This is a genomic window from Streptomyces sp. NPDC012935, from assembly GCF_042900345.1.
Lineage (GTDB): Bacteria > Actinomycetota > Actinomycetes > Streptomycetales > Streptomycetaceae > Streptomyces.
In genome coordinates this window covers 1-13,496 of the sequence record NZ_JBIBBC010000019.1, presented here as the reverse complement: position 1 = coordinate 13,496, position 13,496 = coordinate 1, and the positions used below count along the sequence as shown (strand labels likewise).

General features: G+C 69.6%; 10 protein-coding genes and 1 pseudogene. 5 read left to right on the top strand and 6 right to left on the bottom strand.

All coding sequences use genetic code 11. From position 1 onward, the window contains the following. Positions 1–366: 366 nt before the first annotated feature. Positions 367–1,362 (bottom strand): DUF1266 domain-containing protein, encoded by a 996-nt coding sequence (locus ACFY5C_RS33815; RefSeq protein WP_389451701.1) that lies wholly within the window; start codon positions 1,360–1,362, stop codon positions 367–369. 271 nt (positions 1,363–1,633) lie between these two features. Further along, positions 1,634–2,689 carry an SseB family protein gene (locus tag ACFY5C_RS33810; RefSeq protein ID WP_389451698.1) on the bottom strand — a complete coding sequence of 352 codons (1,056 nt, stop codon included), beginning with the start codon at positions 2,687–2,689 and terminating at the stop codon, positions 1,634–1,636. A 156-nt stretch (positions 2,690–2,845) separates the two neighbouring features. Here ACFY5C_RS33810 and ACFY5C_RS33805 point away from each other — a divergent pair, with 156 nt between their 5' ends. Continuing rightward, complete coding sequence (locus ACFY5C_RS33805; protein WP_389451695.1) at positions 2,846–5,101, top strand: protein kinase; 2,256 nt, start codon at positions 2,846–2,848, stop codon at positions 5,099–5,101. A gap of 21 nt (positions 5,102–5,122) precedes the next feature. Here the strand turns inward: ACFY5C_RS33805 and nadA are convergent, their stop codons facing one another. Continuing rightward, positions 5,123–6,307: a quinolinate synthase NadA gene (gene nadA / locus ACFY5C_RS33800; RefSeq protein WP_362378115.1), complete on the bottom strand. Its 1,185-nt coding sequence runs from the start codon at positions 6,305–6,307 to the stop codon at positions 5,123–5,125. A gap of 328 nt (positions 6,308–6,635) precedes the next feature. On the opposite strand from nadA, the gene ACFY5C_RS33795 reads away from it, so the two are divergent. Next, positions 6,636–6,992 carry an iron-sulfur cluster assembly accessory protein gene (locus tag ACFY5C_RS33795; RefSeq protein WP_030582488.1) on the top strand — a complete coding sequence of 119 codons (357 nt, stop codon included), beginning with the start codon at positions 6,636–6,638 and terminating at the stop codon, positions 6,990–6,992. Between the two features lie 135 nt (positions 6,993–7,127). Here the strand turns inward: ACFY5C_RS33795 and ACFY5C_RS33790 are convergent, their stop codons facing one another. Both ACFY5C_RS33790 and ACFY5C_RS33785 read right to left on the bottom strand, forming a co-directional pair. Beyond that, entirely contained in the window at positions 7,128–9,107 is a 1,980-nt protein-coding gene (locus ACFY5C_RS33790) for a hypothetical protein (protein WP_389451692.1), read from the bottom strand. 206 nt (positions 9,108–9,313) lie between these two features. Continuing rightward, entirely contained in the window at positions 9,314–9,523 is a 210-nt protein-coding gene (locus tag ACFY5C_RS33785) for a hypothetical protein (protein WP_383596411.1), read from the bottom strand. Between the two features lie 131 nt (positions 9,524–9,654). Between ACFY5C_RS33785 and ACFY5C_RS33780 the strand changes: the two genes are divergently transcribed. Next, on the top strand, positions 9,655–10,629 hold the full coding sequence (locus ACFY5C_RS33780) for a carbohydrate kinase family protein (protein WP_369270532.1): 975 nt from the start codon (positions 9,655–9,657) through the stop codon (positions 10,627–10,629). A gap of 27 nt (positions 10,630–10,656) precedes the next feature. On the opposite strand, the gene ACFY5C_RS33775 is transcribed toward ACFY5C_RS33780, so the two are convergent. Continuing rightward, on the bottom strand, positions 10,657–12,033 hold the full coding sequence (locus ACFY5C_RS33775) for a cysteine desulfurase/sulfurtransferase TusA family protein (protein ID WP_389451689.1): 1,377 nt from the start codon (positions 12,031–12,033) through the stop codon (positions 10,657–10,659). A gap of 259 nt (positions 12,034–12,292) precedes the next feature. On the opposite strand from ACFY5C_RS33775, the gene coxB reads away from it, so the two are divergent. Further along, entirely contained in the window at positions 12,293–13,258 is a 966-nt protein-coding gene (gene coxB / locus ACFY5C_RS33770) for a cytochrome c oxidase subunit II (RefSeq protein WP_328428288.1), read from the top strand. Beyond that, positions 13,255–13,496, top strand: a pseudogene (locus ACFY5C_RS33765) (cytochrome ubiquinol oxidase subunit I); the annotation flags it as partial. The gene coxB and the pseudogene ACFY5C_RS33765, both read left to right, overlap by 4 nt.

Genomic DNA, 13,496 nt, shown 5'->3' with positions numbered 1-13,496 from the left:
ATCGAAGTCGAGGCCTGCCAGAAGAACAGGCCCGGAGGGAGCGAGACATGATCAGGCGTGACGGAACGGACGCCGCCTTGCGGCTGTTGCCCTGGACCGCGGCGGACGTGCGCCCGTGCTACCTGAGTGCGGAGAGCCCGGACAGCCGACTGTCCCGCATGGCGGACGAGGTGGAGGCGGAGCTGCTCGGTTCTGCCACACGTTCTGGACGCGGCGAAGACGCTGCTCGACGAACCGGACGTGGGGAAGCGGGAGTTGCGCTTCGCGGGGGTGCGGCCGGCTGAGGCGCTCGGGGACGCGCTGCGGATTGCCGTGAGCAGGGGCGCGCCGATGGGGGAGGAGTGAGTGGCAGGGTAGCTGGCAGGCTCACCGAAACGGGATGTTGAGCCAGGGGCTGCCGGGGTCGGACATCAGGAGCCGGTGGACGGAGACCATGTCCTCGTACCAGCTGCTGAACTTCTCGTTGTCGAATTGGAGGCAGCGGCCGAGGATGAAGCCGACGGAGAAGTCCTGCCAGGAGTCGTAGCAACGCGCCGCGCTGTACCCGGCTTCGACGACGGCTGCCTCGGCCTCCGGCAGGGTGCAGTAGCGAGTGCTCAGGCCCCAGCGCGCTATGCAGGAGGCCCGGCCGAGGTCCCAGGCGTCGGCGGAGGTGACGTACTGGCCGTCGCCGAGGATGCCGTCCGCGCGCATGCGGGCCTCGTAGCGGGCAATACGGCCGATGAGACGCTGGACGCCCTTGATATACGTCTCGGTTTCAGCTTTGGGGACGGAGGCGGTCCCAGTGACGCCGTCCGGGGTGATCACGGTCTCGCCTTCCGTCCGCCGGCGCAGGACGCGGGCGGCGGCTTCGCGCCAGTAGCCGGTCTCGACGTAGCCGCCGAAGTCACGGGCGATGGCGCGGCGCAAGCCGAGGGCGAACTCCCAGACCGGGTTGGCGCCGTCGGTGGCCAGCAGGGCGCGCTGCTGCGCCTGCCACTCCTGGTGGCTGGTGATGCCCCACGATCTGCGCAGCATTTGGCGTTCGGCGGGGTACCCCTGGCCGTGGTGGGCCATGGCGTTCCAGGGAAGGCCTTGGTGGACGATTAGATGGGCGCCGCAGGCCAGCCCGTGGGCCACCGGGCCGTGAAGTGGGCCGCCCACCCGCAAGGTCCGCAGCGTCGGCTGGTCCGAGGGGCCGCCTGTCCGCTCGGTGTACTGGGCCCAGGTGGCGGAATGGGGCGGCGCGGAGGGCAGGAACGCCTCGCACGGACTGCCGGGATTGACGACGATCATCGGCGGATCGGCGGGTTGCCAGACCTCAGCGAACCAGGCGAGGACATTCCAGTCGAACACGCGATGCGGCTCGGGCGCCGGAAGCATGCCCTCGGTGTATACCGCCCAGATCCTCCCACCAGCCACCCGCGGGTCGACGTCGAACACGGGACAGATGTCACGCCGCTTGGCATCTACCTTGGCCCGGTCTATCGCGAAGTACAGCCGATTCCGCGCGAGTGTTTCGAAGTACGCCGCCCAGTCCTCGCGCGACTTGGCCTCGAACAGTGCCTGTTCCGCTTCTGTGGGAGGGGCCCAGGTGGGTGGAGGGAAGGGGACCGGGCCTGGGGGAGGGGAACCGAACGACATTTTTTACCTATCAACAGTCCTGAGAACCGGGCAGCCAAAAATCTCTGTCTCCCAGTGAGAGTTCGATAATTGCCTCATTCTGCACTTGCTCAAGATTGCGCACATAGGGCGCGACATTCGGATTGCTGGTGCAGAATGTGACATTCGCGGTCATCAGGTCGTCATAGGTTCCGCCCAAGGAGAGAGATACGTATGCTCTTACGTCCTGATCGCCGAAGGTTGTACTGGCCTCGCGAAGGGCGCTGAAGGCATAGGAGAAGCATCTCCTGAGGAGGAGAGCGGTTCGTTCGGGCTCGGTCGGAGGCAAATCGTAGTCAATCATTCCGCGGCCATTGATTGACGTCTCCTCCTGGAGTACGTCGAAGTAGGGCGAGACGGCTTCCGGGATTAGCGCTGTCAGTACGCGAGCCCCGTTAGGTGTGTACGACCATCCCTCCCTTGTGACCTCTAGGAACATGGGCGGAATGTCTTCATCTCTAAGGTTGGAGAGAGGGAACCTGGTGAGAAGCTCGGACATTTCTTCATTTATGCGCATTGTTACCCCTCGCCGAGTGCTGCGAGTCCCTTTCTGATTGCCCCGGTAGGCCGCGCGGAGGACGCGGAAGGCGCGGCCACGGGAGCGGCGCACAGGGGCGTCGGCCAGGCGATCAAAGACTTCGCCAGGGAAAAGAAGTGCAAGTCCCGCCGCACTCCCCGCGTCCACCGCGATCCCGACCGGCCGTCCGTCCGCCTTCGCCACCTCCGGGACCACCTGGTCCAACAGACGCGCCCCGTACACCGGCACCCGCTCGGGCACCGCCTCACCACGCGCCTGCGCGAAGCGCGTCAGCGCCGCGTCATCCGTGAACGCAAACAGCCAGCGGACGCCGCCCGCCGCCACCGACAGCAGCGAGTCATCCACCACGGGCACCAGCACCTCGCTGCGCCGGAACTCCCCTACGGCCGCACGCAGATCGCCCTGTCCTGTCCCCGCCAGATCCGCCAGCCGCGTCCGCAGCCCCATGACGCCAGCGCTCAACACAACCCCCCGAAAACTTCCCCGTTCATCGCACATGCGAACGATCATGCTAGTCACGTGACCGCGAGCCGCTCCAATCGCCGCCACCCCCGGCGTTTCGGCCACCCCGGCTTTGAGGCTCCAATGGGCCCTCGCCCGCCCTCCGCCGTCTCCCCCTTACGTATCCTGAGCCCTCGAACTGCCTGACGGGGGAGGGTTCCGGGCGTGCTGCTGCACAAGGACGATCCGAGATCGGTCGGCGGGTACAAGCTGGTCGACCGGCTCGGGTCCGGGGGCATGGGGGTCGTCTACCGGGGCAGGTCGCGTTCGGGCCGTGAGGTCGCCGTCAAGGTGGTGCACGCGCAGTACGCGCAGGACACGGTCTTCCGGGCCCGCTTCCGGCTGGAGATCGAGGCCGTCCGCAAGGTGAGCGGCGCTTTCACCGCACCGGTGGTGGACGCCGACCCGGAGGCGGTACGGCCCTGGATGGCCACCCAGTACGTGCCCGGGCTCTCCCTCGCCGCCCGGATCGGCGACCAGGGACCGCTGAAGGGCACCGAGTTGCGGCGGCTGACGCTCGGTCTGGTGGAGGCGCTGAAGGACATCCACCGCGCGGGGGTGGTCCACCGGGACCTCAAACCCGCCAACGTCCTGATCGCCGACGACGGCCCGCGCGTCATCGACTTCGGCATCTCACGCGCGGCCGAGGACCACAACACCCTCACCGAGACCGGCCAGATGATCGGTACCCCGCCGTTCATGTCCCCTGAGCAACTCACCGACGCCCGCTCGGTGGGGCCGGCCTCCGACGTCTTCTCCCTCGGCTCCCTGCTCGTCTTCTCGGTCACGGGCCGAAGCCCCTTCGACGCGGACAGCCCCTACCTCACGGCCTACCGGGTCGTCCACGACGCCCCCGTCCTGGACGGTGTGCCGCAGACCCTCAGCGCGATCCTGGAGCGCTGCCTCGCCAAGGAACCCGCGGACCGGCCCGAACTGGACGAACTGGCGCGGGAGTTCGTGGCCGCGCTGCCGGAGACGGGCGCGGACGACCAGCCCACCGTGACACTGCGCACCGAGGAAATGGCCATGGTCCGGACCCGGCCCGCCGCGGTCGCCGACCCGGGCGCCGCGGGTCCCGGCCGGCGCCGCAGCCGTACACGTCCGCTGTGGGCCACGGCCGGCACGGTAGGTGCCCTCGCGCTCGGCCTGACCGGATATCTCCTGATCGGGCCCGGAGCGGGGGACGACGACGCCCGGAAGGGAGCCGGCACCGCCGCGCCGGCGCCTTCCCGGTGGGCCGCCATGCCGACCGGCTGGACGCCCTGGCAGACAACGGTTGACGCCACCGCCGCGAGCGGTGTGAAGAAGGGGAACGCCATCGCCGGCATCAGCTGGGAGAGTGTCCCGGAGTGCACGGTGTACGAGGGCGCCTTCCACTGCGCGGGCGACGGGATCCAGCCCATGCGCATCGACGCGCTCACCGGACGGATCGCCTGGCGTGCCGGCACGCTGCCGACCGCCGCCGGGGAGGGGACGTACGCCTTCTCCGTCCTCGGTGTGGTGGACGGCGCGATGCTGGTCGAGCAGCGGTACGACCCCGAGGACGGGGACGACATCGCGATGACGGTCGCCGCTCTCGACCCTGGCACCGGAAAGCGGCTCTGGCATCGCACGGTGAACGGCGAAGGGATCCGCCCGCGTCTCTCCGGCGACCTCGTGATCGTCCCGGGCGACAGCGACGGTTCGGTGACCGCACGTTCCGCGCGTACCGGCGCCGAGCGCTGGACGGCAACCGTGCCGGCGGAGCAGTACTGCGAATGGGTGGGCACCGGCGAGGACCTCTACGTCCGGTGCGTCCCCGGTATGACGCCCGCCAAGGACGCCTTGCTCGTGGCGCTGGACCGGACCGACGGCTCGACGCGCCGCCTTACGATGCCCAACCACGGAACCCTCGCCGGGACGTACGACGGCCGCCTGCTCTACCTCGACGCGGCTGAGGACGAGGAGGGGAACGTGTACGACGGCGCCGAGGGGCCCTTCTCCCGGATCCGGCTGGTGGATCCGGACACCGGTGAGGACCGTACGACGGAACTGGCCGCGGAGTTCGAGGGCAACGCGACGCTGGCGGACGGCACGCTGTGGTTCGCCACGTCCTCCGGTCAGGTCACCGCCGTGTCGGTCCGGACGGGCAAGCAACTGTGGCAGACCCGGACGAGCCTGGAGCGGCCGAGCAGTCTGACCTACGACCCCCGCGCCCACGTCGTCTACCTGGCCAGCGCCAGCGGTCGGGTCGCCGCCCTCGACACGAGGAAGGGCACGCCGCTGTGGGAGACCCTGCCGCGTGCCGAGCGGGTGACGAACCAGGGCTGGGGGCGGGCACGGGTGATGCTCCATGAGGGCGCCCTGGTCGTCGCCACCCCGGACGGCGGCATCTTCACTCTCGACCCCGCCCACCCCGAACGGAAGCCCGTGTCGGGGTGAGCACCGGGGCCACGGCACGGCCTACGGCAGCGCCAGCATCCGCTCGAGCGCCAGCTTCGCGAACGCCTCGGTCTCCTTGTCGACCTCGATCCGGTTGACGAGGTTGCCCTCGGCCAGCGACTCCAGGGTCCAGACCAGGTGGGGCAGGTCGATGCGGTTCATGGTCGAGCAGAAGCAGACCGTCTTGTCGAGGAAGACGATCTCCTTGCCCTCCGGCGCGAAACGGTTCGCCAGCCGGCGGACCAGGTTCAGCTCCGTGCCGATGGCCCACTTCGAACCGGCCGGGGCGGCCTCCAGGGCCTTGATGATGTACTCCGTCGAGCCGACGTAGTCCGCGGCGGCGACGACCTCGTGCTTGCACTCCGGGTGGACGAGGACGTTGACACCCGGGATGCGCTCGCGCACGTCGTTCACCGAGTCGAGGCTGAAGCGGCCGTGCACCGAGCAGTGGCCGCGCCACAGGATCATCTTCGCGGCACGCAGCTCGTCCGCCGTCAGCCCGCCGTTCGGCTTGTGCGGGTTGTAGACGACGCAGTCCTCCAGGGACATGCCCATGTCCCGGACGGCGGTGTTGCGACCGAGGTGCTGGTCGGGCAGGAAGAGCACCTTCTCGCCCTGCTCGAACGCCCAGTCCAGCGCCCGCTTGGCGTTGGACGAGGTGCAGATCGTGCCGCCGTGCTTGCCGGTGAACGCCTTGATGTCCGCCGACGAGTTCATGTACGACACGGGCACGACCTGCTCGGCTATCCCGGCCTCGGTCAGCACGTCCCAGCACTCGGCGACCTGCTCGGCCGTCGCCATGTCGGCCATCGAGCAGCCGGCGGCGAGGTCGGGCAGGACGACCTTCTGGTCGTCGGACGTCAGGATGTCCGCCGACTCGGCCATGAAGTGCACGCCGCAGAACACGATGTACTCGGCCTCCGGGCGGGCGGCCGCGTCCTTGGCCAGCTTGAACGAGTCACCGGTCACGTCGGCGAACTGGATGACCTCGTCGCGCTGGTAGTGGTGGCCGAGCACGAAGACCTTGTTCCCGAGCTTCTCCTTGGCCGCGCGGGCGCGCTCGACCAGGTCCGGATCGGACGGCGAGGGAAGGTCGCCGGGACACTCGACGCCACGCTCGCTCCTCGGGTCGGCCTCACGGCCGAGGAGCAGCAGGGCGAGGGGCGTCGGCTGTACGTCGAGCTCCTGGGTCTGGGCGGTGGTCACGACACGCACCCTTTCTGTTCTGCGGCTCGCCGGCACCGGGAAAGTCCGGAGCCGGCGGGTCAAGCGGGACACCTTCTTCGACTTCTCGTCGAATTGACGTTATCTATCATAACCGGTTCACGTCAGTTTGACGATGGCCATCATGTCGATGTGACGTGAATCCCGGTGACGGGCCCGCGTATTCCCGAATCGGTCGTTTTCCGCTCCGGGCACCGTGTGCGAGCATGAAGAAGGACCGAAAGACAAACGCCCGGCCCGGAATGAATCCGCGGCCCCGTCGGTTGCAACCGTCGGCAAGCAGTCTCCGTACAACCCGGGAGAGATGTAGATGTCCGTATCGGACGAGACCAGCACCGTCACCGACGGCATCATCCTGTCCGACGCCGCCGCGGCGAAGGTCAAGGCCCTGCTCGACCAGGAAGGCCGTGACGACCTGGCTCTGCGTGTCGCCGTTCAGCCGGGTGGCTGCTCCGGCCTGCGCTACCAGCTCTTCTTCGACGAGCGCTCCCTCGACGGTGACGTCGTCAAGGACTTCGGCGGCGTGAAGGTCGTCACCGACCGCATGAGCGCCCCGTACCTGGGCGGCGCGTCCATCGACTTCGTGGACACCATCGAGAAGCAGGGCTTCACGATCGACAACCCGAACGCGACCGGCTCCTGCGCCTGCGGCGACTCCTTCAGCTGAACCGGCCGAAACCGGCTGAACCGGCTGATCCAGTCAGACCGGCTGATCGAGCCGGACCGGCTGACCCGGTCGAAAACGCGAGAAGGCGGCGACCCCCTCCGACGGGGCCGCCGCCTTCCCGTGTCCGTGGGCCCTCTACCGCGCCCCGGACGTCTCCGGCCGGACCGTCCCCGGCTTCTCCAGCGGAACGTCCTGCCCGTCCGTGCCCACGACCTTGCGGTCCCCGAGCGGCTCATCCAGCTGCACGGTCTTGTGGAACACCTTGGCGATCAGGATGCAGACCTTGTCCGGCTGCGACGTCTCGGTCACCCGGACCGTCACCTCGTCGCCGCTCTCGCTCGCCGTCACCTTGTAGTCGGCGCACACACCGCCCGTGAAGGCCACGGTCAGCTCCCTGCCGTCGACGGTGTAGCCGTCCACACCCACGTTCCGCGTGACCGGTGCCGACGTCGACTCGTCCTTGGGGCCGGACGGCCGCGGGCTCGGCTGAGCGGGCGGCTCCTGGGACGGCGTGGTCGACACCAGGTACTTCGGGTCGACCGCCGGATGCGTCACCGTGAAGCTGTCCTGCGCGCCCGGCGCCCGCACCTCGAACAGCCAGGACGGCACCAGCGCCTGCCGCGCGTCGACGTAGTGCGCGGCGAGCCCGAACACGGCCTTCTCGACCGTCAGGGTGTCCTTGGCCGGCGTGCCCGTGCCCGTGCCGGTACCCGTACCCGTCGAAGCCTGCGAACCGGAGGAGCCGCAGGGCGCCTCTAGACGGTCCTTCAGCGGTACGGGGCTGGCGCAGCCGCCGATGCCCATGCGTCCGTCGGTCCCCGGCGCCGCGTTCATCAGCCCGAGCGTCTTCTCGGCGTCCAGCACGGGGTACGTGTCCCCCTTCACCGGCGCCGCCAACTGACCGCTGCCGCCGACCACTTCGCCCTGTGCGTTCACGGTCACCCCGGTCGTCCAGCCGTACGTCGGCAGACCACCGACCACGGGGCTGGCGTTCACGACCCGCCGGGCGCCCATGAGCTGGCTCGCGTCGAGTTTCGCGTCATCCTGACCCACCGCCTTGAGCACCGGCGCGGCCGCCTTCTTCGCGGCGGCCTCGCTCACAGGCTCGCCCCCGGGGTCGGCCGAGTCCTTCGAGCAGGTGGTGGTGGACCGGCAGTCATCGGTGCCGGGGGCGTACTGGTAGAAGGTCCAGGTTCCCGGCGCCTGCTTGTTCACCTGCAGGCTGGGCCCCGCCCCGTCCTTCGCTCCGACCCGCCAGGTCTGCCCCTGCGCGACCGGCTTGCCGTCGATCCCGAGCGCCTCGGCCAGCCGGGCCACCTCGTCGGCGCCGACCTCGCCGCCGGCCCGGTACACGGGCGCCGAGCCGGGGCCGTCCGCCAGGTCCCCGTCGGCCTTGTAGGTGACGCCGTACGGGTTGGGCTCGCCGGGCGCGATGCCGGTCGTGCCGCCGCTCTCGGTGTAGCCGTCGAGGTGGAGCGGCGGGGGAGTGTCCTCGTCGGCCGCCCCGGACGTGGTACCGCCGCCGTCCGAACCCCCGGACGCGTTCGCGGCGAGATAGGCCCCGCCGCCCCCGACGAGCAGCACTGCGGCGGCGACGGAGGCGACGATCGCGGGGGAGCGGTGCCGACTCGAACGGCCGGCTCCGTCCTCGTCGGCGTCGGCGGCGGCGGTGGCGGCAGCGGGATGCGCTCCGGCAGAGGTGGCCGGCTCCGCCGCAACCGCGGCAGCGGACGACGCAGCCTCCGCGTCCTTGGCCCGCTCCTCGCCGGCGGCGCCCATCTCGGCCTCCGCACCGTCGCGCCCGCCATCGGTTTCGCCGACCCCGGCACCGCGCCCGGTTTCGTCCGCCTCGGCACCGCGCCCGGTTTCGTCCGCCTCGGCACCGCGTCCGGTTTCGCCGGCCCCGGTGTCGCGCCCGCTCCCGCCGTCCGCGGCGAAGCCCTCGGTCCCGCGGCCCCCGGCATCGCCCTCGCTCCCGGCCTCGGGAACGGCGGTGCCGCCCGCCACGGCGCCGGAAGCCTCGGTACCCGCGGCGCCCTGCTCCTGCCGGGTGCCCTGCTCCTCGGCGGAGCCGTCGGCGCCCGTGTCGTCGTTCTCGGGTCGCTCGGTGTTCACCGCATCGCTCCTTCGGCTGCGCACATGTCCCATGACCCTGACCCGACCCTGTCAAAAGGGACGGTCTGCCGGGTCGTATCCCGCATCCCCTTTACGGGGGACAGCGATGGGACGCAGCGGGGGAGCGCACGGTTCCCTGAAGGGCGCCGATCGAGCCGCCGGAGTTCGATGGGCCGGCGTAATCCGGACGGATGGCGTCGTTTCGATCAGTCGCCGTAGTCCGACATCGCGTCCACCAGCCGCGCCGACCTCGGCGGCACGGTCACCCCGTGGATGAGAGACGGGGAGACCGGACGGGACAGGACGCGGTCGGGAGCGGCCCAGTGGGGAGCCATCCGCGCGCAGTCACCGAGCAGCGATGCCAGGCCGGCCTCCAGGTCGGCCTGAGCGGTGGCGCGGACCTCGAATTTCGTCATAGCGGCACCGTAGGCACGAGGACACCCGCGAAGAAAGATCTACTATCGGGTAGTTTTGACTGCTTCAGAGTCCAGGTCACGAACGGTAGCGTGAACTGTCAACCCATCCTCTTCGCAGGAGACTCCACGCCGTGCGCATCGCAGTCACCGGCTCCATCGCCACCGACCACCTCATGACCTTCCCCGGCCGCTTCACCGACCAGTTCGTCGCGGACCAGTTGCACACGGTCTCGCTGTCCTTCCTGGTCGACAACCTGGACGTACGCCGGGGCGGCGTAGGCGCGAACATCGCCTTCGGCATGGGTCAGCTGGGCACGAAGCCGATCCTCGTCGGCGCCGCGGGCTCCGACTTCGACGAGTACCGGGCCTGGCTCGACCGGCACGGCGTCGACACCGGGTCGGTCCGCATCTCAGAGACCCTGCACACCGCCCGCTTCGTCTGCACCACCGACGCCGACCACAACCAGATCGGCTCCTTCTACACCGGTGCGATGAGCGAGGCCCGCCAGATCGAGCTGAAGACCGTCGCGGACCGCGTGGGCGGCCTCGACCTGGTCCTCATCGGCGCCGACGACCCCGAGGCCATGCTCCGCCACACGGAGGAGTGCCGCTCCCGCGAGATCCCCTTCGCGGCCGACTTCTCCCAGCAGATCGCCCGCATGAACGGCGACGAGATCCGCATACTGCTGGACGGTGCGACGTACCTCTTCTCGAACGAGTACGAGAAGGGCCTCATCGAGTCCAAGACCGGCTGGAGCGACGCCGAGATCCTCTCCAAGGTCGGCCACCGCGTCACCACCCTCGGCGCGCGGGGCGTGCGCATCGAGCGGGACGGCGAGGACCCGATCGAGGTCGGCTGCCCCGAGGAGGAGCGCAAGGCCGACCCCACGGGCGTCGGCGACGCCTTCCGCGCCGGGTTCCTGTCGGGACTGGCGTGGGGGGTGTCCCTGGAGCGCGCAGCGCAGGTCGGCTGCATGGTCGCGACCCTGGTCATCGAAACGGTGGGCACGCAGGAGTACCAGCTGCGGCGGGCGCACTTCATGGACCGCTTCACCAAGGCGTACGGGCATGACGCGGGTGAAGAGGTCCGCACGCACCTGGGCTGATCCCGCGACAGTTCGCCACCAGGGCGTTCAGGCCACCCGGCGGACGAGGTACGCGGTTCCTCGCTCCGCCGGCTCCTCGCCCACGTACTCCTGCCCCCGCATCTCGCACCACGCCGGGATGTCCAGGCGGGCCGCCTCGTCGTCGGCGAGGACGCGGACGGTGCCGCCGACCGGTACCTCGCCGATGACCTTGGCCAGCTCGATGACCGGGAGCGGGCAGAGCTTGCCGAGGGCGTCCACGACCAGGACGTCCTCCCGCACGACCGTGTTGGGCACCGGCGCCCCCAGCTTCTCCCGGACCCCCGCCACGGCGGCCGGCAGCACCTCCAGGAACCGCTCGACGTCCTCCTGCTGAGTCCCGAACGGCAGGGAGACCCGCACGTTCCCCTCGCTCAGCACGCCCATCGCCTTCAGCACATGGCTGGGCGTCAGCGTGCTGCTCGTGCAGGACGAACCCGAGGAGACCGAGAACCCGGCACGGTCCAGTTCGTGCAGCAGAGTCTCCCCGTCCACATAGAGACAGGAGAAGGTGACGATGCCGGGCAGCCGCCGTCCCGGATCGCCGACCACCTCCACGTCCGGCACCAGCTGCGGCACCCGTGCCCGGATCTGCTCTGTCAGCTCCCGCAGCCGTACCGCCTCTTGGGCCGCTTCCGCCTGCACGGCACGCAGCGAGGCCGCCGCGGCGACGATCGCCGGGATGTTCTCGAACCCGGGGGCCCGCCCCGACTCCCGCTCGTCCGCGGGCCCCTGCGCGGCGAACCGTACGCCCTTGCGCACGACGAGCAGCCCGACCCCCGACGGACCGCCCCACTTGTGGGCACTCCCGGTCAACACCGACCAGGCGCCCTCGACGCGCCCCCACCCCAGCGACTGCGCCGCGTCCACCAGCAACGGCACCCCGGCCTCCTGGCACAGGGCGGCGACCTCGGCCACCGGCTGCTCGGTCCCCACCTCGTGGTTGGCCGACTGCAGACACGCCAGCGCGGTGTCCGCCCGAAGGGCATCTGCGTACGCCCGTACGCCCACCGTCCCCGCACGATCCACCGCCACCCGAGTGACCGTCCCCCCGTCGCGCTCGTGCGCGTCAGCCGCATGGAGCACAGAGGAGTGTTCGACCGCGGACACGATCAGGTGGCGTCCGACGCGCCGCCGCCCCGCCAACACCCCGGCGACACCCGAGTGGACGGCTTTCGTCCCCGATGAGGTGAACACCAACTCGTCGGCCCGGCACCCCACGGCCTCAGCGGCCGCTTCCCGAGCCGCGTCCAACAGCATCCGGGCCCGCCGCCCTTCCCGGTAAAGACGGGCAGGATCGGCCCACCCCTCATCAAGGGAGGCCTGGAGGGCCTGCCGGGCAACAGGATGAAGAGGAGCACTGGAAGCAGCGTCGAAGTAAGCCACACAGCAACGCTAGAACGTCCAGGAGGACAGCGGACCTCAGGGGCGCGGGGAACTGCGCGATCAGCCACAAACAACCCGCAGCCGCCAATCAAGCGAACCCCCCACCCCAGTAGGCCCCCCTCCCCGCGAACCCCCGGAGGGCGTCGGCTAGGGTTTGGTCCGCATAAACATCCAAACCCCTGCCCGACGCAGGGCGGCGACCGACCAGCGAGAAGGCCGCAGCCGATCCGCGCGGGCGAGACTCTCGGGAAGGCGCTACGTGAGTCCCAACGGCTCCGACCGCTCGCCGCGGCGCCCGATGCGGCGGAAGCTGCTGCAGGCAATGACTGCGGGCCTGGTCCTGGCTACAGCCACCGGTTGCTCGTACAACTGGGAGGACTTCCCCCGTCTTGGTATGCCCACCCCGACCACGGAAGAGGCTCCGCGGATCCTCTCCCTGTGGCAGGGGTCGTGGGCGGCCGCGCTCGCCACAGGCGTGCTGGTCTGGGGCCTGATCCTGTGGAGCACCGTCTTCCACCGGCGCAGCCGCACCAAGGTCGAAGTTCCTCCGCAGACCCGGTACAACATGCCGATCGAGGCGCTGTACACCGTGGTCCCGCTCATCATCGTCTCGGTGCTCTTCTACTTCACGGCGCGCGACGAGACGAAGCTGCTCAGCCTCAAGGACAAGCCCGACCTCACCGTCAACGTCGTGGGCTATCAGTGGAGCTGGGCCTTCAACTACGTCCAGCCCGTCGACGGTTCCACCGGCAACGCGAAGACCGACAAGAACCTGGCCGCCATTCCGGACCGGTTCAAGGAGGACTTCCCGGCGAACGCGGGCGGTGTCTACGACGCCGGCACTCCCGGCAGCCGGAACCCCCAGACGGGCAACCCCGGCCCCACCCTGTGGCTGCCCAAGGGCAAGACGGTCCGCTTCGTCCTCACCTCGCGTGACGTCATCCACTCCTTCTGGGTGGTGCCGTTCCTGATGAAGCAGGACGTCATCCCGGGCCACACCAACGCCTTCGAGGTGACCCCCAACAAGGAGGGCACCTTCCTGGGCAAGTGCGCCGAGCTGTGCGGCGTCGACCACTCCCGGATGCTGTTCAACGTGAAGGTCGTCTCCCCCGAGCGCTACGAGCAGCACCTCAAGGACCTCGCCAAGAAGGGGCAGACCGGTTACGTTCCCGCCGGCATCGCGCAGACGAGCCACGAGAAGAACCGGGAGACGAACAACCTGTGAGCATCCTCAACGAACCCCAGGGTGCCGCGGCAGCTGAGGACTCGTACGAGAACGAGCTGCCGGTCCGGCGCAGGCAACCCGGCAACGTCGTGGTCAAGTGGCTCACCACCACCGACCACAAGACGATCGGAACGCTGTACCTCGTCACGTCGTTCGCGTTCTTCGTGATCGGTGGCGTGATGGCGCTGTTCATGCGCGCCGAGCTCGCCCGGCCGGGTCTGCAGATCATGTCGAACGA